Genomic DNA, 20,403 nt, shown 5'->3' with positions numbered 1-20,403 from the left:
ACAAAAATTCCTGTTTTAACTTCTCATCTTGCACCAGTCCCAATAACTTCTCCGAATAGCTGGGAATAAATTCCGCCTACCAATATGAAATCTCGTACCTGTTGTTTCCATTTGAGTAGAGACCTGTTACGAGTTTCAATTGCAACAAGAATTTCTACCTGATATTGACTACCTGATATTGATTAGTTCCTTTAAGCAGTCTATTGAATTTCTTTATCTCCTTATTAAAAAATTTATTAAAAAATACATCAGTTTTTGAATTGGTCTTTAGCACCTAAATGCTAAAAATAAGCAATAAAAAGCTTACTATCAACCAAATTATTACAGTAGCTTAGTAAGTTATGGCTCACAAAAAAGCTAAAATTTAAATATCGAAACGATTATTTTTGAAACTTATACAATACTCTATTTATTACTGCTATGTTGTAATTTAATCAACATTGTTATAAAAGTAAAAATAAATTATTCTAATGCTAAATATCTTGAAATGTTATAAATATCTATCAAGAGCAATGGCACACAGGTAATGGATTATGAGGCAAAATAACAACTACCCATTACCATTACCCATTACCAATTACCAATCTACTTAAGTTTTGGTAGTTAGCTTATTTGGTTCAATTACATGAATTAATCCTTGTACGGTCAAAACAGAGCAGGGAGCGTGATGCAGAACATAATTGCTTACACTACCAAGGAAAAACTCACTGATACCCCGACGACCTCGCCGACCAATCATAATTAAGTCAGCTTTCCAATTTTGAGCTACTTCACAAATCACTCTACCTGGTTCACCAAAATTTTGGGTATATTCAGTTGTTACACCTTTGGCGATCGCTTGATCATAAAAAATCTTTAAAAATTCTATACCTTCTTGTTTGAGTGTTTCCCAGCGGCTCATGTAGTAATTTACAGCCTCCGGACGAAAACTGGGATAGAGACTGTCTGTGTGTAAAGCTATAGAACTGGGGTAACGCTCATCAAAAGGATCAAGAACGTGAAGTAACATCAGACTAGCGTTTAGTTTTTGTGCTAAAGCAACAGCTTCATCAAAAACGCATTGTCCAATTTCAGAATTATCTATGCCAACCAAAATTTTATAAAACATACTAATTATTCCTTAGTCAAAAGGCGCGTATAAACCTGAGCTATAAATTTGAACCCGTTCCTAAGAGGTTTTAGCTTTAAGCCGGAAATTTATTTCACGGCTGATTACAACTGGTGCAAAATATCATTTAGAACTTAATTCCACGTTATAGTAAGTAGTTTGACAAAATTAAGTTCATTCGTGGACACAGGCAATAGGCACTCTTAGAAATAATCTGTGTAGTTAATTCTGTCTAATTGCTTAAACTTTATTTACACTTATTGAGATAAAATATGCAATTTTTATTCTCATATTTGTAATTATAGAAAATGAATATGACGTTTTTATGAAGAATGATGTAAATTGAGGTTGCAATTAGATAGTGGAATACAAAAATTTATTTATGTTTACATTAAAAAAATAAACACTTGCGGTAAGCTTGAGAAAAATTACATAATTTAGAAATATCTTAAAAAAATATCACTAAATCCTTACATTAGGTGATCATTGTAAATAGATAAACAATTTTCTGTTTGGAAATCAATCAAGTCAAATTGGTGTAAACAAAGTTAATTTTCATGAACAAATGTAAATAATTACTTTGTTTAATAACCGACAAATAAACTAAAACTAACAGGAGAGCAATTTGTCCACAAGCTACCTTTAGGATTATTCCCCAACTTTTGCCGAATTTAATTTCTTCTGCACAAAATTTCACTAGTAACAGTCAAATCGCCAAGTCGTATTTATTCACACCAATTTACTTAATCAATAATTTGTTTTGATTTGCAATAAACACATTTAATTTAAAAAGTTTCAAAAGAATTATGAATTACTGTCCTTGTTGTTCCGGTCCCCTTTTATTACATATACGCGGCTCTGAAATATATTGGTTTTGTCGTCATTGCTGGCAAAAAATGCCTGTGCTGAACTGGGAAAAGCACAGATCATCATCTAAGCTATTAGTGAAAAATTTAACTCCTTCTACTGTTGCTCCATAAAAAAGCCCTTTTGGGTAGAGAACAGCTTCATTGGGAACAGAGAAGAGAATAAATCTTATTCCCCCTTCCCAATTAAGAGCAGGCGCTCTGGCGACACACCACCGGCTACTCAGGAATTAAAAACTTTTTCCTCCCCTACACTCTTACACCGGCGCATCTCTGTTTCTTCAGAGTTCTCCCTGATCTTTGAAAGTTTGATCCTTTTTCCCTATTGGGATATGTCCCTCTTGGCCCTAAAATTCTACACGGGGAGCCAACCAAGGCTCCGCCCATGTTTGACTATTAACTCAGGAGTTTTGTTGTGGACTTATCCCTTATTCCCCCCCAGCCTAAGCCAGGTCTAATTAACGTTCTGATTGAAATTACGGGTGGAAGTAAAAATAAATACGAGTACGATAAAGAGCTACAAGCTTTTGCTTTAGATAGGGTGCTTTACTCATCAGTGCAGTATCCATATGATTATGGCTTTGTTCCCAACACTTTAGCTGATGATGGAGACCCACTTGATGGTATGGTGATTATGGACGAACCTACCTTCCCAGGGTGTATAATTGCTGCACGACCCATTGGTATGTTAGAAATGATCGACGGAGGCGATCGCGATGAAAAAATCCTTTGTGTGCCTGACAAAGATCCTCGCTATGCCAACGTCAAATCGATTAAAGACATAGCCCCACATCGGTTAGAAGAAATAGCAGAGTTTTTCCGTACTTATAAAAATCTTGAAAAAAAAGTGACAGAAATTCTTGGTTGGCATGATGTTGATCAAGTTATGCCCCTAGTTGAAAAATGCATTCAAGCTGGTAAAAAGTAAAGGTGATCGGGGAAGGAGGAAGGAAGACAAGGAAGCAATATTTCTCCCTTGTCTTCCCCTCTTCCTTGTCTTCCCCCTCTCCCTTCCCTTGTCCTACTTCCTCCAATCCTCACAGGTAATGCATCGCACCCTTCTTCTCGCAAAAATTCACAACTGTACTCTGACAGCAGCGAATCTCAACTATATAGGTAGTGTCAGTATTGATCGCATCTTGATGGAAAAAGCTGGTATCTTACCTTATGAGCAGGTACAAGTAGTGAACATTACTAATGGCCAGCGCTTTACTACTTATGCGATCCCAGCTCCGGCAAATTCTGGAGCGATTGAGCTCAATGGTGCAGCAGCACGTCTAGGCATTACAGGCGATCGCTTGATTATAATGTCTTACGGGCAGTTTACTACAGAAGAGTTAAAAACTTACTCTCCGACTGTTGTCATTGTGGACGAAAAAAATCGTATTTTGGAAATTCGCTACTATGATGACCTGCTCAGTAAGACCTAATCGCAAAAAACATGTCAAATTTTGAGCTGTCGTCCCCCCAGAGCTACGTAAACCAAAAGCAAGCTACTCAAGTTCCTAACCATGAGCAAAAATTCGTAGTGCAATTTTGGGGTGTACGGGGCTTAATTCCCACCCCAGACAGCAATACCAGTCGTTATGGTGGTAATACCGCCTGTGTAGAGATGCAATTAGCCAACAAACACCTCATTTTTGATGGAGGTACTGGTTTACGTGTACTAGGTAAAAGTTGGCTAAAACAACAGCAACCAATAGAAGCTCATTTATTTTTTACTAATTCCCAATCAAATCGTATCCAAGGATTCCCATTCTTTGCCCCAGCATTTGTTCCGGAAAATTGTTTTCATATCTATGGAACAGCAGCCTCAAATGGAGCTTCAATAAAGCAATGTCTATATGATCAGATGCTGTTACCCCACTTTCCTTATCCTTTACAGGTGATGCAATCGGAATTGCAGTTTCACAACTTAAACCCAGGTAAGGTAGTAAAGCTAGATGATGTCACGATTACAACAGCACTAATTAATAAAACCCAAAAGTCAATGGGTTATAAAATCAGTTGGCAGAATTATAGTGTTGCCTATGTCACTGATTTACAAAAGGAAATTGATGCAGCTGAGCAAGAAAGCATCACACATTTAGTAAAAGATGTTGATTTGCTAATTACTAATATCAGCGCTCCTTTCACATTCCACAAAACTGACTCTCATTATTCACACTGGCAAACTGCTGTAGATTTAGCTATTACAGCTAACATCAAGCAAATAGTATTTTCTCACCATCACCCAGACGATAGCGACGATTGGCTTGATCAGGTGCAAATAGAAATTGCATCTATTTTTCCAGAAGCCTTAATTGCGCGTGAAGGGTTAATTTTAGTTGTTGGTCAATAGTCATCCGTTAATAGGATTTTAGATTTTGGACTTTGGATTGGTTCTACAGATAAATCTTGAAGGTTTTACCCTGCTCGGAATTATCACTTAACACTCAAGAGTCAATGGTTAGTAGCCTTGAATTATAGACTGTGGGGTTCAAGTTACAAATGCTTTGAGTAACTTCTTGAAGTTTGGCTGCTACTGCACCAGTTCTCAGTAATTCTTCGGCTTTTGCGATACCTGCTAGCATATCTGAACAAATACCAGAACGCCACAAGTAAAACCCACCGTTCCATAAAGCTGTTTCCATCAGTTCAGAAGGTATACCTTTGAGTACAGCTTGCATATCTGATACTAGTTCGACCGTAGTACCCAGGGGTACATTTTTGCTAGTAAAGCCGTAGTCACGGGGAACCAAATGTAATCTTGCTATTTCATTGCTAGTTGCAGGTGTTAGCAAGCCAATAATAGCAGTGCGATCGCGTGGTAAATCACAACTACCTTCTAATCCTTTTACAGTTGTAAAATTAGTTACTCCCCGCCTGGCTAAAGCGTCTTGAAACATAGCTTCTGTGGGAGGATGGACAAACCCCGCCACAATATGAGCATTGCCAGCATAAGGGCACCAAATTAATTCCATTGTGGCAAAAGGTGGGCGCTTACCTAACTGGTCACGGTACTCCCAAATACTTCGGGTTAAAGGAAAATGCTGAGGAGCGTAGACAAAGCCAATTCCCGTTTGCTCAAGCACCTGCTGAGTTTTTTCCAAAGTTAACCCAGTCCAATCTACCCCCAAACCCTGCCAAATTTCTACCAAAGGTAAACCATATTTGGTTGGTAAGCGATCGCCCCCATGCATCACCACTGGTTGTCCAGCAGTAGCTAACAATAAAGCTGTGATTGGGCTAATTGGTGCTGTGCGGGTTCTGCCATCATAGGGTATACCCAAAACCATCACTGGTCGCACAGAAGATATAGATGCTAGTTTTGGCCCTAGTTGATCATAAGCATCTAGCATCCCTGCTAGTTCTTCTCCCGTAGGACGTTTAATGCGGTGGGCAATTAAAAAAGCCCCGATTTGGGCTGGTGTCGCTTCACCCAGCAGCATCATCCTAGTTGCTGTAGCAGCTTCCTCACGAGTCAAGTTTTCTCCCGTATGATTACCACTGCCTACCTTTTTCAGTAAGTCCCGAAATGTATTGTTCATAGGTCAAAAGTTAGTGGTTAGTGGATAGTGGGTAGTGGTTAGTGGTTATAAAGTCAACAACTAACTACTGTACGGGCGAAGCATTTGTATGAATATCTTGAATTCAAAACTAAATATTTTCTTACAATTGCTTCGCCCCTACTAACTACTATCAATTAACAAGCCGATCGCTCTAAAATAACTTGTGGTGGTACATTTTCCCTCACTAACTGCCAAAAATGCTTAATAGGAGGAATTTGCAAACGGTCTTGAGTTGTCACCATCACAACTCGGCGAGTCAAATTAGAGTTGTCAGCAGAACTATTATTAGCTAGGGGACGAACCGCAAGGGTTACGTCTTTACGTGCTTCTACCAATGCTGAATTGGGTAGTAAAGCTACTAATTCTCCCTGACGCACTACTCCCCGGAAAGCATCCAAAGTGTTGACTTCTAAAACTGCCTGGAGTTTAGCTTGCAGGCGTTCAAACCGATCTTGGACTAGACGTTGCATTCCATAACCATCTTTGAATACAACTTGCGGATAACGAACTAATTCTGACCAAGGAATGCGTTCATACTGGGCTAAAGGGTGATTGGCCCCGACAAGAACTTCTATCGGTTCATCATATAAAACTTCTACCACCATTTCTTTCCCGGCAGTTAAAAAGCGATTATTCATGACAATTGCCATATCTACTAGCCCATCTTTCAGGACTTTTAAAGCCCGATCGCTACCCAAGGATGTTACCCGCAGTTGCACCTCAGGATAATCGTGACAAAATTGTTGCAATACTGGTGGCAAGTAGTAAGCACACAGTGAGTGAATCACAGCTACACACAATTCAGGTTGCTTTCCTGCTACTAAATCCGTTATCTCTTGGGTGGCTGTTTGCCACTCTTGGCAAATTTTGCGGGCGCGGGGTAACAGGCGTTCACCAGCTAGTGTTAGCTTTGCTTGACCAGTTCTGTGAAATAACTCCAACCCCAAATCTGCTTCCAGTGCCTGGATTTGGCGACTGATAGTCGATTGGGTAACACTACATTTTCTTGCTGCCCCTTGAAAGCTACCGGTGTCCGCGATCGCCAGGAAGGCTTGCAACTGCTCTAGTCGCATGTTGGTGTAGCCTGTATTACATTTATGGCCTTAACTAACTTAACGTATTTGTAGCAACATTTTAGTAGAGTTTGTTACATCTAATGACTTTTAGCAATCAAAACAACAATTTTTGTGTTTACTTATTTACGTGAATAGTTGGTAGTAAGTGGTTAGTGGTTAGTAGTTAGTGGTTAGTAGTTGTTTGTTGGTTGTTGATTGTTGTAGAGACATGCCATGGCACGTCTGGTACATTGGTTAGTGGTTAATCTTCTCCCAAGTCGTCCCCCTTCGCCCCTAATCCCCAGAGGGGACCGGTGAGTTCCCCCAAGTCGTCCCCCTTGTCTCCCCACACTCCTTACTCTCTTCTCACCTCAAGATTTCTCAGGGCTGCGATCGCATGTAGTCTCACTAGTTCATCAGCATCTTTCGTCAGGGCAATTAAAGCTTCTTTTGCTTCGATTCTGCCTAAATGTCCTAACGATAAAGCGAGGACTCCTTTAAATGCGGCATTGTCCAGTGCTGGGTGCTGTTTTTGCAGTATTGCTAATAATATCTCCGTTGCAATTGGCGTTAACTGTGGTTGTTTGATGCGTCCCAGAACAGTTACAATCTCCTGACATAGGGCTACTGATTCTAGTTGGTTAAGTGCTGCGCAGAGGTGTTCCAAACTAGAAGGCGTTTCCATCCAGCTTAAAGCGCGGATACATTCCATTTGTAATTTTCCTGGTGTATGGGGTGACATTAGTACCTGAAATAAATACTTAGCAGCATCGTCACCACCTATACGCGATAAAGCAACTGCGGCAGTACAACAAACCTCCAGATTAAAGTCGTAGAGTTTGGGTTGCATTTTGGTAACTAAATCTAATGTGTCGCGTAATTCTGGGCGGAAGCTCAAACCCTGTATAGCTTCTCGCCGCACCGGTGCAGCAATATCATCCAAAGCCCGTATCAGTACTGGTGGTACACGTTGATCATGAAAGCTACCAAGAGCTTCAATTGCAGTAGCGCGGACGGCTACTGAAGTATCTTCTACTACACTCAATAAAGGTGTAATCACTTCTTGATGACGGATCAGGGATAGCGATCGCACTGCCAACAAACGTGTGGTGTTATCTCTCAAAAGTTCTGTCAAAGCAGCAATTGCAAGTGTACCCATTTGTCCCAGGGCGGATACTGCCATTGCTCTGAGGTCTTCGTCATCTTCTGTTTTCAGTAATTCTACTAGGGCAGAAATGGCATCAGGGTGCTGAAATTCTCCCAAAAGGCGTGCTGCATACCAGCGCAGTTCTTCTTCCGCCTCTTCATCTGTCAATATCTCTATTAATGGGGGAATAGCGATCGCTCCCAGATGCTGAATCACCTTGACTATTTCCCAGCGTTGCTGAAAATCCCCCACTACCAGAACTGAAAGTGCTAGCTTTAGCAGTTCTGCTTGGTTTTCTTGTATTTCTGGGTTTTTTGGTTTCTTTTCTAGAACTAACTCATGCAGGTATTGAATTAACAACTGCCAGTCAGCAGTACCTTGTGCTGCTTGTGCTTGCAATAAAAGCTGGTTGATATGATTCACTGTTGGTAATTAGTGGTTACTGGTTGGAAATTTAGTTAATAGTGGACAGTACCAAGTGACACCTTGGGAATTATCTGATAACTGATTGCAGTAGTTGGTGGTACTTGATTGAGTCGTCTTCAGACGACTTTGGCTATGAATCAAGGATTCTAATCCTTGGCAATTGTTGCTTTCTCTTTCTCGCAGCGTACAACAATCAACAAACAACAATCAACAGACAACAAAATACTTGCAATCACAATCATTTAAGGGTTTTCCGGCGATTTATCGCTGATATTTAATGCACTAAATGCATATTTTTGATACATAATGTGCATTTTTGCAGATATTTCGTAACAAACTATACGATTTTTATGTGTTTACAACTTTAACCTGAATGCATGTGAATCAATATTAAGATTCAGTATCCCGGAAGAATTGACCAACTGATCAAATATCTAAGTCCCTTGTCATTTGTTCTTTGTCATTAGTGTCAGGCTAATGACCGACAACTAATGCCCAATATCTAAATGACTGATGATTAATAACTAATCATGACAGAAGCAGTAACTACCGTCACGGCCAGCCTCAATAAATTCGAGAAATTTAAGGCAGAAAAAGATGGACTCGCCGTCAAGGCAGAGATAGAGAAATTTGCCTCTATTGGGTGGGAGGCAATGGACGAAACCGATCGCGATCATCGCTTGAAGTGGGTGGGGGTATTTTTTCGCCCAGTTACTCCAGGCAAATTTATGATGCGCATGCGGATGCCAAATGGTATCGTCACAGCCGCTCAAATGCGAGTACTAGCTGAAGTAGTGCAGCGTTACGGTGATGACGGCAGTGCTGACATTACTACTAGGCAGAATATTCAATTACGAGGCATTCGGATTGAGGATTTACCAGAAATTTTTCATAAATTTCATCTAGTGGGCTTAACCAGTGTGCAGTCAGGAATGGACAACGTCCGCAACATTACTGGTGATCCCGTGGCAGGATTAGATGCTGATGAGTTGTTCGACACGCGCGAGTTGGTGCAACAAATTCAAGACATGCTTACCAACAAAGGCCAAGGTAACCCAGAGTTTACTAATCTACCACGGAAGTTTAATATTGCCATCACCGGAGGACGGGATAATTCTGTTCACGCAGAGATTAACGATTTAGCTTTTGTACCTGCCTTCCGTGAAGATGGGGAAAAAGATTTCACCCCAACTCCCTATAACTCCAGCAGCAAAGTCTTTGGATTTAATATCTTAGTGGGTGGATTCTTTTCTGCTAAACGCTGTGAAGCTGCCATTCCCCTGGATGCTTGGGTTTCACCAGCAGATGTAGTTGCCGTATGTAGAGCCGTCTTAGAAGTTTTCCGCGATCGCGGCTTACGTGCCAACCGTCAAAAATCGCGGCTGATGTGGTTAATCGACGAATGGGGTTTACAGAAATTTCGCTCAGAAGTCGAACAGCGCTTGGGTAAGCCGTTGTTACCAGCAGCACCTAAAGACGAAATTGATTGGGAAAAACGCGACCATATCGGCGTATACAAACAAAAACAACCAGAATTAAACTACGTAGGATTACACATTCCCGTTGGTCGGTTGACAGCCGAAGACATGTTTGAAATTGCACGTTTAGCGGATGTGTACGGTAACGGTGAAATCAGGTTGACCGTAGAGCAGAACGTTATTATCCCCAATATTCCTGATTCCCGCTTAGTGTTATTTTTAGCAGAACCATTACTAGAGAAATTCAGTATTGATCCCCAACCACTAAGGCGATCGCTCGTTTCCTGTACAGGCGCTCAATTTTGCAACTTTGCCCTCATTGAAACCAAAAACCGCGCCTTGAACATCATCAAAGCCTTAGAAGAGGATTTAGAACTAACTCGTCCGGTGCGAATTCATTGGACTGGTTGCCCCAACTCCTGCGGACAACCCCAAGTAGCAGACATCGGCTTGATGGGAACCAAAGCCCGGAAAAACGGCAAAGCTGTAGAAGGCGTTGACATCTACATGGGCGGGAAAGTCGGCAAAGAAGCACATCTGGGAACTTGTGTCCAAAAAGGTATTCCTTGCGAAGACTTGCAACCAGTATTGCGAGACTTATTGATTCAGCATTTCGGAGCCAAACCCAGGCAAGAAGCCTTAGTCACTCATTAATAGTGGGTAATTGGTAATGGAAAAAATACCGATTACTAATTCACAAACAACCACAAACAACAAACAACAAACACCTAACAACAAAACAAACGAATGAGCAATCTTTCCAGAAGAAAATTTATTCTCACAGCAAGTACTGCGGCAGCTGCTTCGATCCTGGCTCACGGTTGCTCCTCTGGTGGTTCCCAGTCAGCAACAACAGGTGGCGACAAACCAAGTGCAACCACAGCAGCAAATGTTTCTACAGTAGCTAACGCTCCCAAAGTCGAAACAACTAAAGCAAAGTTAGGCTTCATACCCCTAACTGATGCTGCACCCCTAATTATTGCCAAGGAAAAAGGTTTCTTTGCCAAGTACGGAATGACAGATGTCGAGGTGGTGAAGCAAAAATCCTGGCCTGTCACCCGTGACAACTTAAAAATCGGTTCAGCTGGCGATGGTATTGATGGCGCGCACATCCTCAGTCCCATGCCTTACCTGATGACCATCAACGATAAAGTGCCAATGTATATCTTGGCACGACTAAACACTAATGGTCAGGGTATCTCTGTTGCCAACAAATTGAAAGATTTGAAAGTCGGCTTACAAAGCAAAGCACTGAAACAAGCCGCTGATCAAGCCAAAGCCAACAAACAAGCGATGAAGGTTGCTATGACCTTTCCTGGCGGTACTCATGATTTGTGGATGCGCTACTGGCTAGCAGCAGGCGGAATCAATCCTGATCAAGATGTAGTTTTAGAACCCGTACCACCACCACAAATGGTGGCAAATATGAAAGTTGGTACCGTTGACGCTTTCTGCGTGGGAGAACCTTGGAATGCTCAATTGGTCAGCCAAAAATTAGGTTACACAGCCCTAGTTACAGGCGAATTGTGGAAAGATCATCCAGAAAAAGCCTTTGCGATGCGCAAAGATTGGGTTGACAAAAATCCCAATGCCACACAAGCATTATTAATGGCAATTATGGAAGCCCAGCAGTGGTGCGATCGCGACGAAAATAAAGAAGAAATGTGCAAAATCTGCTCCGACCGCAAATATTTTAACGTTGCAGTTGCAGATATTCTCGAACGCTCCAAAGGCAACATTGATTACGGTGATGGACGCACCCAACAAAACTTCTCACACCGGATGAAATTCTGGGCAGATAATGCCTCCTACCCTTACAAAAGCCATGATATTTGGTTTTTAACAGAAGAAATTCGCTGGGGCTATTTGCCAAAAGATACCAAAGTTAAAGAAATTGTAGACCAAGTTAACAAAGAAGACTTGTGGAAAAAAGCCGCCAAAGCAATTGGTGTAGCTGATTCCGAAATTCCCACCAACGTTTCTCGTGGAGTTGAGACATTCTTTGATGGCGTCAAGTTCGATCCAGATAAACCAGAAGCATACTTGAGCAGTTTAAAAATCAAGAAGGTCTAGTAATTTAGTTTAGAGGCTAGAAAATCGGGGATTGGGGATTAGAGATCAACTTAACAGCAAACTCATAATCCATCTGTGTTTATCGGTGTTCCATGAGTGTTCGTTCAACATTTCCCCTTATTCTAGGCAATTACCCATAAGAATCTAGCTGTCTTAAAAATAGCGATCGCACCTCAGAAACTAACCTAACAGCCAATCCAAAATCCATCAGTGTACCCTAAAAGCCACGCTTGGGCACGTCTACATCCGTGTTCATCGGTGTTCGTTCAATTTATTTCCTGGTTGTAGGCAATTACCCATAAGAGTCTAGCTAGAAAACTAGTCCCTTTTTCATAACTGCAAAAACTTATATCAAGTCAACTTGGAGCGCAATCGGAGAAATTAGAAAATGACAGCTACCCTTGGAAGCCGCACGATTAGAAAAAATCCCCGCAAGCAGATTTCTAAAATAATTTTGAAAAAAGTTGTACCGCCAGCGGTAGCACTAATTATCTTTCTAGTCATTTGGCAAATACTTTGTTTAAATCCTAATTTTAAATTACCCGGACCAATAGAAACCTTCTCGGAAACTTGGGATCCTTTTATCATTCATCCATTTTTTGATAATGGTGAAAGCGATAAAGGCTTAGGCTGGCAAATATTAAATAGCTTAGGAAGAGTTGGTTTGGGCTTTTCTCTAGCAGCAATTGTAGGAATTGTTTTAGGAATTTTAATCGGTGCCAATAAATTACTCTATTCAGCCGTAGACCCCATCTTCCAAGTGTTACGGACTGTACCACCCTTAGCATGGCTACCAATTTCTTTAGCAGCATTTCAACAAGCTAATCCCTCAGCAATTTTCGTAATTTTCATTACGTCGATTTGGCCAATTTTGATTAACACCACAGTCGGGGTACAACAAATTCCCCAAGATTACATCAATGTTGCCAGAGTTTTACGACTCAAAGGACCAAAGTATTTCCTAAAAATAGTCTTTCCTGCCACTGTTCCTTATATCTTCACAGGCTTAAGAATTGGCATTGGTTTATCATGGCTAGCAATTGTGGCAGCAGAAATGTTAGTAGGTGGTGTCGGCATTGGTTCATTTATTTGGGATGCTTACAACACTACTACTGAAACCAATTTAAGCGAAATTATCTTAGCGTTAGTTTATGTTGGTTTAGTTGGCTTGATGCTAGATAGATTAGTTGGTTTTGTCGCCAGCAAAGTTGTACCCGAAGAACAAAAGTAATGATTCGTAAATAATTAGTAGTCAAAAAAATTAACTAACACCAAACAACCAACAACTAATAACCAACAACTAACAATGACTACTTTTGTTGAAATTGACCACGTCGATCGCGTATTTCACCTCCCCAATGGTGGTAGGTATATCGCCCTGAAAAATATTGATCTGAAAATCCGACAAGGGGAATTTATTTCTCTAATTGGACACTCTGGTTGTGGTAAATCTACCTTGCTCAATATCATTGCAGGTCTAGATCAAGCCAGTGTAGGCGGTGTGACCTTGGAAGGAAGGGAAGTGAGAGATCCGGGGCCAGACCGGATGGTAGTATTTCAAAATTATTCACTGCTACCTTGGTTGACAGTGCGAGAAAACATCGCCTTAGCAGTAGATGAAGTTTATCAAAATAAGTCCAAAGCCGCTCGCCACGCCATCATCGAACAACACATCGATATGGTAGGATTGCGTCCGGCGGCGAAAAAACGTCCGAGTGAATTATCGGGTGGGATGAAACAGCGAGTTGCGATCGCTCGTGCTTTGGCTATTCGTCCCAAGTTGTTACTGCTAGATGAACCTTTTGGAGCGTTGGATGCGCTCACACGGGGTGGTTTGCAAGAGCAACTGATGAAAATCTGTAATGAACACAACGTTACCTGTGTGATGGTGACGCACGATGTCGATGAAGCTTTATTGTTGAGCGATCGCGTCGTCATGCTTACCAACGGGCCAGAAGCACACATCGGACAAATTCTGGAAGTGCCTATCCCCCGTCCCCGTCAACGCTTGGAAGTAGTCAATCATCCCAGCTACTACAATCTGCGGAATGAGATGATTTACTTCCTCAACCAGCAAAAGCAAGCCAAGAAACGCAAAATTCAATTTCAAGCACCTACGATCATCTCTCGTAATGGTTTAGAAAAAATCAATTTAGAAATTGGATTTCTGCCCCTAACTGATGCTGCACCTTTAATCGTGGCAAAAGAGAAAGGCTTTTTTGCTGATTACGGGTTAGAACAAATTACCCTCAGCCGGGAACCCAATTGGCAAGAAATCGCCCAAGGTATTACTACTGGCAGATTAGACGCCGCCCAGATGGTGGCTGGAATGCCCCTTGCCCTCACTTTGGGCGCTGCTGGCAAAACACCAATTCCCGTAGTCAATGCTCTCAATCTCTCCCGCAATGCTAACGCCATCACCTTCAGCAAGAAATTGTACAACGAAGGCGTCAGAAGCCTCGCAGACTTAAAAGCCGCAATTAACGCCTCTCCCGACACAATTCTCACCTTGGGAATTGTGCATCCAACGTCAATGGTGAACTTGATTTTGCGCTACTGGCTAGCATCTGGCGGTATAGATCCTGACAGAGATGTCAGCCTCACGGTAGTACCACCAACCCAAATGGTTTCCCAACTCAAAGCCGGAAAGATTGACGGTTATTGTGCTGGAGAACCTTGGAACTACCTAGCAGTGCATGAAGATGTGGGCTTTGTTGCTGCTACTGCCCTAGAAATTTGGTCAGGACAGCCGAAAAAAGTCCTGGGAGTACGGGAAGATTGGGCGCAGAAGTACCCAGAAACTTACCTTGCCTTAGTCAAAGCACTGTTAGAAGCCTGCAAATACTGTGATGATCTTCGCAACCGTGAAGAGATTTTGCAATTAATTTGTCGTCCTCAGTACCTTGAGATTGATCCAGTCTACGTCCGTCCTGGTTTCATCGATCCCTACGATCGCGGCGATGGTACACAACCCCAGGAACTAGCAGGATACAACCAGTTTTATCTTAATCAAACCAACTATCCCAACCGTACTGAATTGTTGTGGATGGTGACTCAAATGGCACGTTGGGGCTTAGTGCCTTTTCCCAAAAACTGGGTAGAAGTAATTGAAAGAGTTTGCCGTACAGACATATTTGGTGCTGCTGCCCGCGACTTAGGTTTACTCGATATCGGTGAAGATGACCCCATCCACTTATTTGATGGTAAAGTTTTTAACCCTTCAAAGCCGCTTGAATATCTCCAAAGCCTGGAAATCAAACGTCAAATCCGTGTTGAAGAAGTATTTATTTAGTGATTGGGGATCGGGGATCAAGGACCGGGGATCGGGAAGGCTAAAAACAAACAACCACTAACAACCAACTAACAACAATCATCATGCAAACAGTAAATGGAACTAACAGCGAAATTCAAATCAGTCAACTGCAAACTCACAAAGCAGAAGACTTTCTCGTCATTGAAGGTGTAAACAAAATCTATCCCACTGCTGATGGGCCTTACACCGTATTAGATGGAGTGAACCTGAAGGTACGTGAGGGTGAATTTGTTTGTATTATCGGTCACTCTGGCTGTGGGAAATCAACACTACTGAACATGGTCTCTGGTTTCAATACCCCCACTGATGGTGTAGTAATGCTACAAAACAACCCCATCACTGAACCAGGTCCAGACCGGATGATGGTATTCCAAAATTACTGTTTGCTACCTTGGTTGAGTGTCTTTGATAACATTTATCTGGCTGTAGATACCGTATTTCCTCGCAAAACTCAGGCAGAAAAACGAGCGATTGTCAAAGAACATTTGGCAATGGTGGGATTGACAGAAGCCGCTGACAAGAAACCCAGTCAAATTTCTGGTGGGATGAAGCAGCGAGTCGCGATCGCCCGCGCCCTTTCTATCCGTCCCCAAGTTTTGATTCTGGATGAACCCTTTGGGGCATTAGATGCCATCACCAGAGAAGAATTGCAAGAAGAATTGCTGCAAATTTGGCGTGAACATCGCGTCACAGTCCTGATGATTACTCATGACATTGATGAGGCATTGTTTTTAGCAGACAGGCTAGTAATGATGACTAACGGCCCAGCTGCCAGAATTGGTGAAGTCCTCAATATTCCTTTTGCCCGTCCCCGCAATCGTCGCCGCATTATGGAAGACCCCCAATACTATAACTTGCGGAACTACGCCCTAGATTTCCTGTATCGTCGCTGCGCTCATCCTGAAGAGTAGGGATCGGGGATTGAGGTGAGGAGATGGGGGGAGTGTGAGGGGTATGAGGAGTATGAGGATTAGTGAATAACCACTAACCACCAACCACTAACCAACAACCAGCAACAATCAACACCTTATGCTAAAAGGATTATTTTCATTCAACGGTCGCTACCGCATCTTACATTTGACTTGGTTTGCTTTCTTTCTCACTTTTGTATGCTGGTTTAACTTTGCTCCCTTTGCAACAACCATTGGCAAACAGCTAAACCTGACACCAGAGCAAGTCAAAACTTTGGGTATCTGTAACCTCGCTTTAACTATTCCAGCACGCATTATTATTGGTATGCTGCTGGATCGTTTTGGCCCGAGAATTACCTATTCTTTACTACTCATCTTTGCCTCTGTTCCTTGTTTGGCGACGGCACTATCACAGAATTTTGACCATCTAGTCATTAGTCGTTTGTTGATGGGTATTGTTGGCGCTGGATTTGTGGTGGGTATCCGCATGGTGTCGGAATGGTTCCCCCCCAAAGAAATTGGTATTGCCCAAGGCATTTACGGTGGTTGGGGTAATTTTGGCGCTTTTGGAGCAGAGTTTACTTTACCAACAATTGCAGTTGCTGCCAGTTTTATGAATGGTGGTGCTTCTAATTGGCGATTTGCGATCGCTCTTACAGGTATCATTGCTGCAATTTACGGTCTAATTTATTACAACAGTGTTCAAGATACGCCTGTTGGTAAAGTCTACAAGCGTCCCAAGAAAAATGGTGCTTTGGAAGTAACCAGTGTCAAAAGCTTTTGGGCGCTGATTATCTCCAATTTTGGTTTAATTTTTGCTCTCGGTTTATTAGCTTGGCGCTTGGCACAAAAGAATATTCACTTTTTAACTCAAAGCCAAATGTATTTGGTTTGGTTGCTGTTAGCAGGATTGTTTGCTTACCAAACTTACAAAGCTTATCAAGTCAATAAAGAACTTTTAATTGGCAAGAAAACTTATGCTCCTTCAGAACGTTATCAATTTAGACAAGTAGCATTACTAGAGTTCACTTACGTTACCAATTTTGGCTCTGAACTTGCTGTAGTTTCCATCCTACCTGCTTTCTTTGAAAAAACCTTTGGTTTGGAGCATGTGGTCGCTGGGATGATTGCCGCTGCCTACCCATTTTTGAATTTAATTTCTCGTCCCAGTGGTGGCTTAATTTCTGATAAGTTTGGCTCTCGGAAATGGACGATGACAATCATTAGCGGCGGAATTGCTGTCGGTTATTTGATGGCACATTTTATTAACAGTAGCTGGCCGATTCCTTTAGCGATCGCTGTGACTATGTTTGCTGCTTATTTTGCTCAAGCTGGCTGTGGCGCAACCTATAGTATTGCACCTCTAATTAAAAAAGAAGCCACAGGACAAATCGCAGGTAATGTAGGCGCTTACGGTAATTTTGGTGGGGTTGTTTATCTGACGATTTTTAGCTTAACTGACGCCTCAACACTGTTTTCTACAATGGGTATAGCTGCAATGATGTGTGCTTTTATGTGTGGCTTTTTCCTCAAAGAACCCAAAGATTCTTTTGCTGGTGCCTATGAAGGTGAGTTAGCAGAAACAACAACTCAAAGGTCTACAATCTTCACAGAAGAATAGCATTATTTTTCACTCCGCGAAGTCGGATACCCGACTTCTTAGAGAAGTCGGGATATGTGCCTCTCAATGTTCATAACTTAAATAGAATTTTTATTGGGACTTACACCAAAAAAGTTAACTTAATTTAACCGCCAAGACGCCAAGACGCCAAGAATTATTAGAGTGTGTGTGAGTCATGTTTATAAATGAAAACTATCTAGTAAATAGAAAAAATGTTCAGACAAATATTAAAAATGTATCAAAATAAACATTTTCTTTTTTTGAATTGATATCTAATAGTTATAAAGACTTATTGTAGTAGTTTATCCAAATATAGATAAACTGAATCATGAGTTTATGATAACTCAAATTAATAGTTTTTATCCATGCTAAATTCAAATATTTTCTGACGGGTATTTAGTTGATATTTATATGGTTTAAAAACACCAAATTTAGCTGAATTCTTATTCTATTAACCTGGAATTTCAATATTTAAAAAATCAGTCAAAACTGTGTAATTATATATGACTGAAGTTACTAAAACACTCTGTCCTTACTGTGGTGTTGGCTGTGGTCTAGAAGTTTCACCTCCAGCCCAACCTGGCAAAGCAACTCATCGAGATAGTCAAGGGAACCCAATTTGGCGGGTGCGGGGTGATAAAGCCCATCCATCTAGTCAAGGCATGGTTTGCGTTAAAGGTGCAACGATCGCTGAGTCTCTAGATAAAAACAGACTGCATTATCCAATGGTGCGTGACTCGCTAGATCAGAAGTTTCGGCGCGTGAGTTGGGATGAAGCTTTTGATTTGATCACCAAACGCATTCAAACTGTGCGTTTCACTCAGGGGCCAGAAGCGATATGCATGTATGGTTCTGGTCAGTTTCAAACCGAAGACTACTACATAGCCCAGAAACTGTTGAAAGGATGCTTGGGTAGCAATAATTTTGATGCTAACTCCCGCTTGTGCATGTCTAGTGCTGTAGCTGGTTACATCCAAAGCTTTGGTGCGGATGGGCCTCCCTGCTGCTACGAAGACTTAGAGTTAACTGACTGTGCGTTTTTAATTGGTACCAACACAGCTGAATGTCACCCCATCATTTTCAACCGACTGGAAAAGTACCACAAAAGGAACCGTAAGGTGAAAATGATTGTGGTTGATCCTCGTCGTACCCCAACCGCAGAAGCTGCTGATTTACATTTAGCGATTCGTCCTGGTACAGATATCGACTTGTTGAATGGCATTGCTCACTTGTTGATGCGCTGGAACTACATTGATGTCGGGTTTATTGATGACTGTACCAGCAACTTCCCCGCCTATGCTGAGGTAATCCGTCATTATTCTCCAGAAATAGTAGCTGACCGCTGCGGGATTGATATTAAAGATTTGGAAACAGCAGCTAGGTACTGGGGAGAATCACAACGTGTCCTGTCCTTGTGGTCAATGGGTGTGAATCAATCTTCCGAAGGTACAGCCAAGGTTAGAACAATTATTAATCTGCACTTGATGACCGGACAGATTGGCAAGCCAGGGGCGGGGCCATTCTCCCTCACAGGTCAACCCAACGCCATGGGAGGTAGAGAAGCGGGAGGATTAGCCCATTTGTTACCTGGTTATCGCTTGGTGAAAAATCCCCAGCACCGCGCGGAAGTGGAAGAAGTGTGGGGACTAAAGCGGGGGCAAATTTCACCCCATCCCGGTATGACGGCTTGGGATATGATTACTGGCTTGGAAGATGGAATTGTAGGTTTGCTATGGATCGCTGCTACCAATCCGGCGGTGAGTATGCCAGATTTGGAACGAACCAAAGCAGCGTTGATGCGATCGCCTTTTACTATTTACCAAGACGCCTATTACCCCACAGAAACTGCTAGTTATGCTCATGTCCTCCTACCTGCTGCCCAATGGAGTGAGAAAACTGGCGTCATGACCAATTCTGAACGTACAGTTACCCTGTGTCCAGCATTTCGCCGACCACCAGGGGAAGCGAAAGCAGATTGGGAAATCTTTGCTGAAGTTGGGCGGAGATTGGGTTTTGTTGGGGAATTTGCCTTTGCTAACTCCGCCGAAGTTTTTGCAGAGTTTGTCAAATTAACCCGCGATCGCCCCTGCGATATGACAGGCTTAAGTCATGAGCAATTGCGATTCCAAGGCCCGACTCAATGGCCCCATCCCGATTCTGGATTGGAGGTTAATAGTCAACAGTCAGAGATTGAAATATCTGAGGAACAATTTAATAATCCAAAATCCAAAATCCAAAATCCAAAATCAAAGCGTCTCTACACCAACCTCCGCTTTCACACCCCCGACGGACGCGCTAGATTTGGGGCATATCACTCGCGGGGACTAGCAGAACCACCAGATCCTGATTATCCTTTTGTGCTTACCACTGGTAGACTTTACGGACATTGGCACACCCTGACACGTACCGGTCGAATTGAAAAAACTCGGCAAATGCACCCCGAACCATTTATCGAAATTCATCCCCGTGATGCCGCTAGATTAGGAATTAGTGATAACCAATTAGTGGAAGTGCGATCGCGCCGTTCTAAAACTTTCTTCCCCGCCAAAATCACCAAAGCGATCGCCCCTGGTACAGTGTTTGTCCCCATGCATTGGGGGGCACTGTGGGCAGACAACGCCGAAGCTAATGCCCTCACCCATCCTGAATCTTGCCCTGATTCTCTACAACCAGAATTAAAAGCCTGTGCAGTGCAGTTAATACCAGTTACGGCTGAGTTAACAGTTAACACCAAAGTGTCAATCGCTGCAAAAATCTAAATTAAAAACACCGACTCTTATGGGTACGGTGTTTATTAGTTCACTTTAAGTTCGCAAATGGTCTGAACACCACAATAAAGCCTAAATTTTAGCCT

General features: G+C 42.2%; 14 protein-coding genes. 10 read left to right on the top strand and 4 right to left on the bottom strand.

Annotation, left to right across the window (positions count from 1 at the left end; genetic code table 11):
• Positions 1-589: 589 nt before the first annotated feature.
• The gene (locus NIES592_RS16060; protein WP_073556273.1) at positions 590-1,108 is read right to left on the bottom strand and encodes a universal stress protein; all 519 of its coding nucleotides are present in this window, start codon (positions 1,106-1,108) and stop codon (positions 590-592) included.
• Between the two features lie 1,281 nt (positions 1,109-2,389).
• Here NIES592_RS16060 and NIES592_RS16055 point away from each other — a divergent pair.
• The 3 genes from NIES592_RS16055 (at position 2,390) to NIES592_RS16045 (ending at position 4,315) form a co-directional block, all read left to right on the top strand.
• On the top strand, positions 2,390-2,902 hold the full coding sequence (locus NIES592_RS16055; RefSeq protein ID WP_009455110.1) for an inorganic diphosphatase: 513 nt from the start codon (positions 2,390-2,392) through the stop codon (positions 2,900-2,902).
• A 118-nt stretch (positions 2,903-3,020) separates the two neighbouring features.
• Entirely contained in the window at positions 3,021-3,404 is a 384-nt protein-coding gene (gene panD / locus NIES592_RS16050; RefSeq protein ID WP_073556272.1) for an aspartate 1-decarboxylase, read from the top strand.
• 11 nt (positions 3,405-3,415) lie between these two features.
• On the top strand, positions 3,416-4,315 hold the full coding sequence (locus NIES592_RS16045; RefSeq protein ID WP_062247092.1) for an MBL fold metallo-hydrolase: 900 nt from the start codon (positions 3,416-3,418) through the stop codon (positions 4,313-4,315).
• Between the two features lie 94 nt (positions 4,316-4,409).
• Here the strand turns inward: NIES592_RS16045 and NIES592_RS16040 are convergent, their stop codons facing one another.
• The 3 genes from NIES592_RS16040 to NIES592_RS16030 form a co-directional block, all read right to left on the bottom strand.
• On the bottom strand, positions 4,410-5,504 hold the full coding sequence (locus NIES592_RS16040; RefSeq protein ID WP_073556271.1) for an anthranilate phosphoribosyltransferase family protein: 1,095 nt from the start codon (positions 5,502-5,504) through the stop codon (positions 4,410-4,412).
• Positions 5,505-5,659: 155 nt separating this feature from the next.
• Entirely contained in the window at positions 5,660-6,598 is a 939-nt protein-coding gene (locus NIES592_RS16035) for a LysR family transcriptional regulator (protein WP_073556270.1), read from the bottom strand.
• Between the two features lie 337 nt (positions 6,599-6,935).
• The gene (locus NIES592_RS16030) at positions 6,936-8,150 is read right to left on the bottom strand and encodes a HEAT repeat domain-containing protein (protein WP_062247089.1); all 1,215 of its coding nucleotides are present in this window, start codon (positions 8,148-8,150) and stop codon (positions 6,936-6,938) included.
• Positions 8,151-8,683: 533 nt separating this feature from the next.
• On the opposite strand from NIES592_RS16030, the gene NIES592_RS16025 reads away from it, so the two are divergent.
• From NIES592_RS16025 to NIES592_RS15995, 7 genes are all read left to right on the top strand, one after another.
• Positions 8,684-10,285 (top strand): ferredoxin--nitrite reductase, encoded by a 1,602-nt coding sequence (locus NIES592_RS16025; RefSeq protein ID WP_062247088.1) that lies wholly within the window; start codon positions 8,684-8,686, stop codon positions 10,283-10,285.
• Positions 10,286-10,378: 93 nt separating this feature from the next.
• Complete coding sequence (locus NIES592_RS16020) at positions 10,379-11,704, top strand: CmpA/NrtA family ABC transporter substrate-binding protein (protein ID WP_073556269.1); 1,326 nt, start codon at positions 10,379-10,381, stop codon at positions 11,702-11,704.
• 388 nt (positions 11,705-12,092) lie between these two features.
• Positions 12,093-12,935 carry a nitrate ABC transporter permease gene (gene ntrB / locus NIES592_RS16015; RefSeq protein ID WP_073556268.1) on the top strand — a complete coding sequence of 281 codons (843 nt, stop codon included), beginning with the start codon at positions 12,093-12,095 and terminating at the stop codon, positions 12,933-12,935.
• 75 nt (positions 12,936-13,010) lie between these two features.
• Positions 13,011-14,996: an ABC transporter ATP-binding/substrate-binding protein gene (locus NIES592_RS16010; protein WP_073556267.1), complete on the top strand. Its 1,986-nt coding sequence runs from the start codon at positions 13,011-13,013 to the stop codon at positions 14,994-14,996.
• Positions 14,997-15,079: 83 nt separating this feature from the next.
• Complete coding sequence (locus tag NIES592_RS16005) at positions 15,080-15,928, top strand: nitrate ABC transporter ATP-binding protein (RefSeq protein ID WP_073556266.1); 849 nt, start codon at positions 15,080-15,082, stop codon at positions 15,926-15,928.
• A 118-nt stretch (positions 15,929-16,046) separates the two neighbouring features.
• A complete protein-coding gene (locus tag NIES592_RS16000) occupies positions 16,047-17,549 on the top strand; it encodes a NarK family nitrate/nitrite MFS transporter (RefSeq protein ID WP_073556265.1) in 1,503 nt (500 codons plus the stop codon).
• Positions 17,550-18,052: 503 nt separating this feature from the next.
• A complete protein-coding gene (locus NIES592_RS15995; protein ID WP_073556264.1) occupies positions 18,053-20,308 on the top strand; it encodes a molybdopterin oxidoreductase family protein in 2,256 nt (751 codons plus the stop codon).
• Positions 20,309-20,403 lie beyond the last annotated feature (95 nt).

It is taken from the genome of Fischerella major NIES-592, assembly GCF_001904645.1.
Taxonomy (GTDB): domain Bacteria; phylum Cyanobacteriota; class Cyanobacteriia; order Cyanobacteriales; family Nostocaceae; genus Fischerella; species Fischerella thermalis.
The sequence above is the reverse complement of the archived record's forward strand: the minus strand, read 5'-3'. Positions and strand labels throughout refer to the sequence as shown.

Bases quoted from the DNA above. Each gene is read 5' to 3' on its own strand.
- NIES592_RS16005 (WP_073556266.1), top strand. From the start codon at position 15,080: ATGCAAACAGTAAATGGAACTAACAGCGAAATTCAAATCAGTCAACTG.
- panD (WP_073556272.1), top strand. From the start codon at position 3,021: ATGCATCGCACCCTTCTTCTCGCAAAAATTCACAACTGTACTCTGACA.
- NIES592_RS16040 (WP_073556271.1), bottom strand. From the start codon at position 5,504: ATGAACAATACATTTCGGGACTTACTGAAAAAGGTAGGCAGTGGTAAT.
- NIES592_RS15995 (WP_073556264.1), top strand. From the start codon at position 18,053: ATGACTGAAGTTACTAAAACACTCTGTCCTTACTGTGGTGTTGGCTGT.
- NIES592_RS16000 (WP_073556265.1), top strand. From the start codon at position 16,047: ATGCTAAAAGGATTATTTTCATTCAACGGTCGCTACCGCATCTTACAT.
- NIES592_RS16035 (WP_073556270.1), bottom strand. From the start codon at position 6,598: ATGCGACTAGAGCAGTTGCAAGCCTTCCTGGCGATCGCGGACACCGGT.
- NIES592_RS16025 (WP_062247088.1), top strand. From the start codon at position 8,684: ATGACAGAAGCAGTAACTACCGTCACGGCCAGCCTCAATAAATTCGAG.
- NIES592_RS16045 (WP_062247092.1), top strand. From the start codon at position 3,416: ATGTCAAATTTTGAGCTGTCGTCCCCCCAGAGCTACGTAAACCAAAAG.
- NIES592_RS16020 (WP_073556269.1), top strand. From the start codon at position 10,379: ATGAGCAATCTTTCCAGAAGAAAATTTATTCTCACAGCAAGTACTGCG.
- ntrB (WP_073556268.1), top strand. From the start codon at position 12,093: ATGACAGCTACCCTTGGAAGCCGCACGATTAGAAAAAATCCCCGCAAG.
- NIES592_RS16060 (WP_073556273.1), bottom strand. From the start codon at position 1,108: ATGTTTTATAAAATTTTGGTTGGCATAGATAATTCTGAAATTGGACAA.
- NIES592_RS16010 (WP_073556267.1), top strand. From the start codon at position 13,011: ATGACTACTTTTGTTGAAATTGACCACGTCGATCGCGTATTTCACCTC.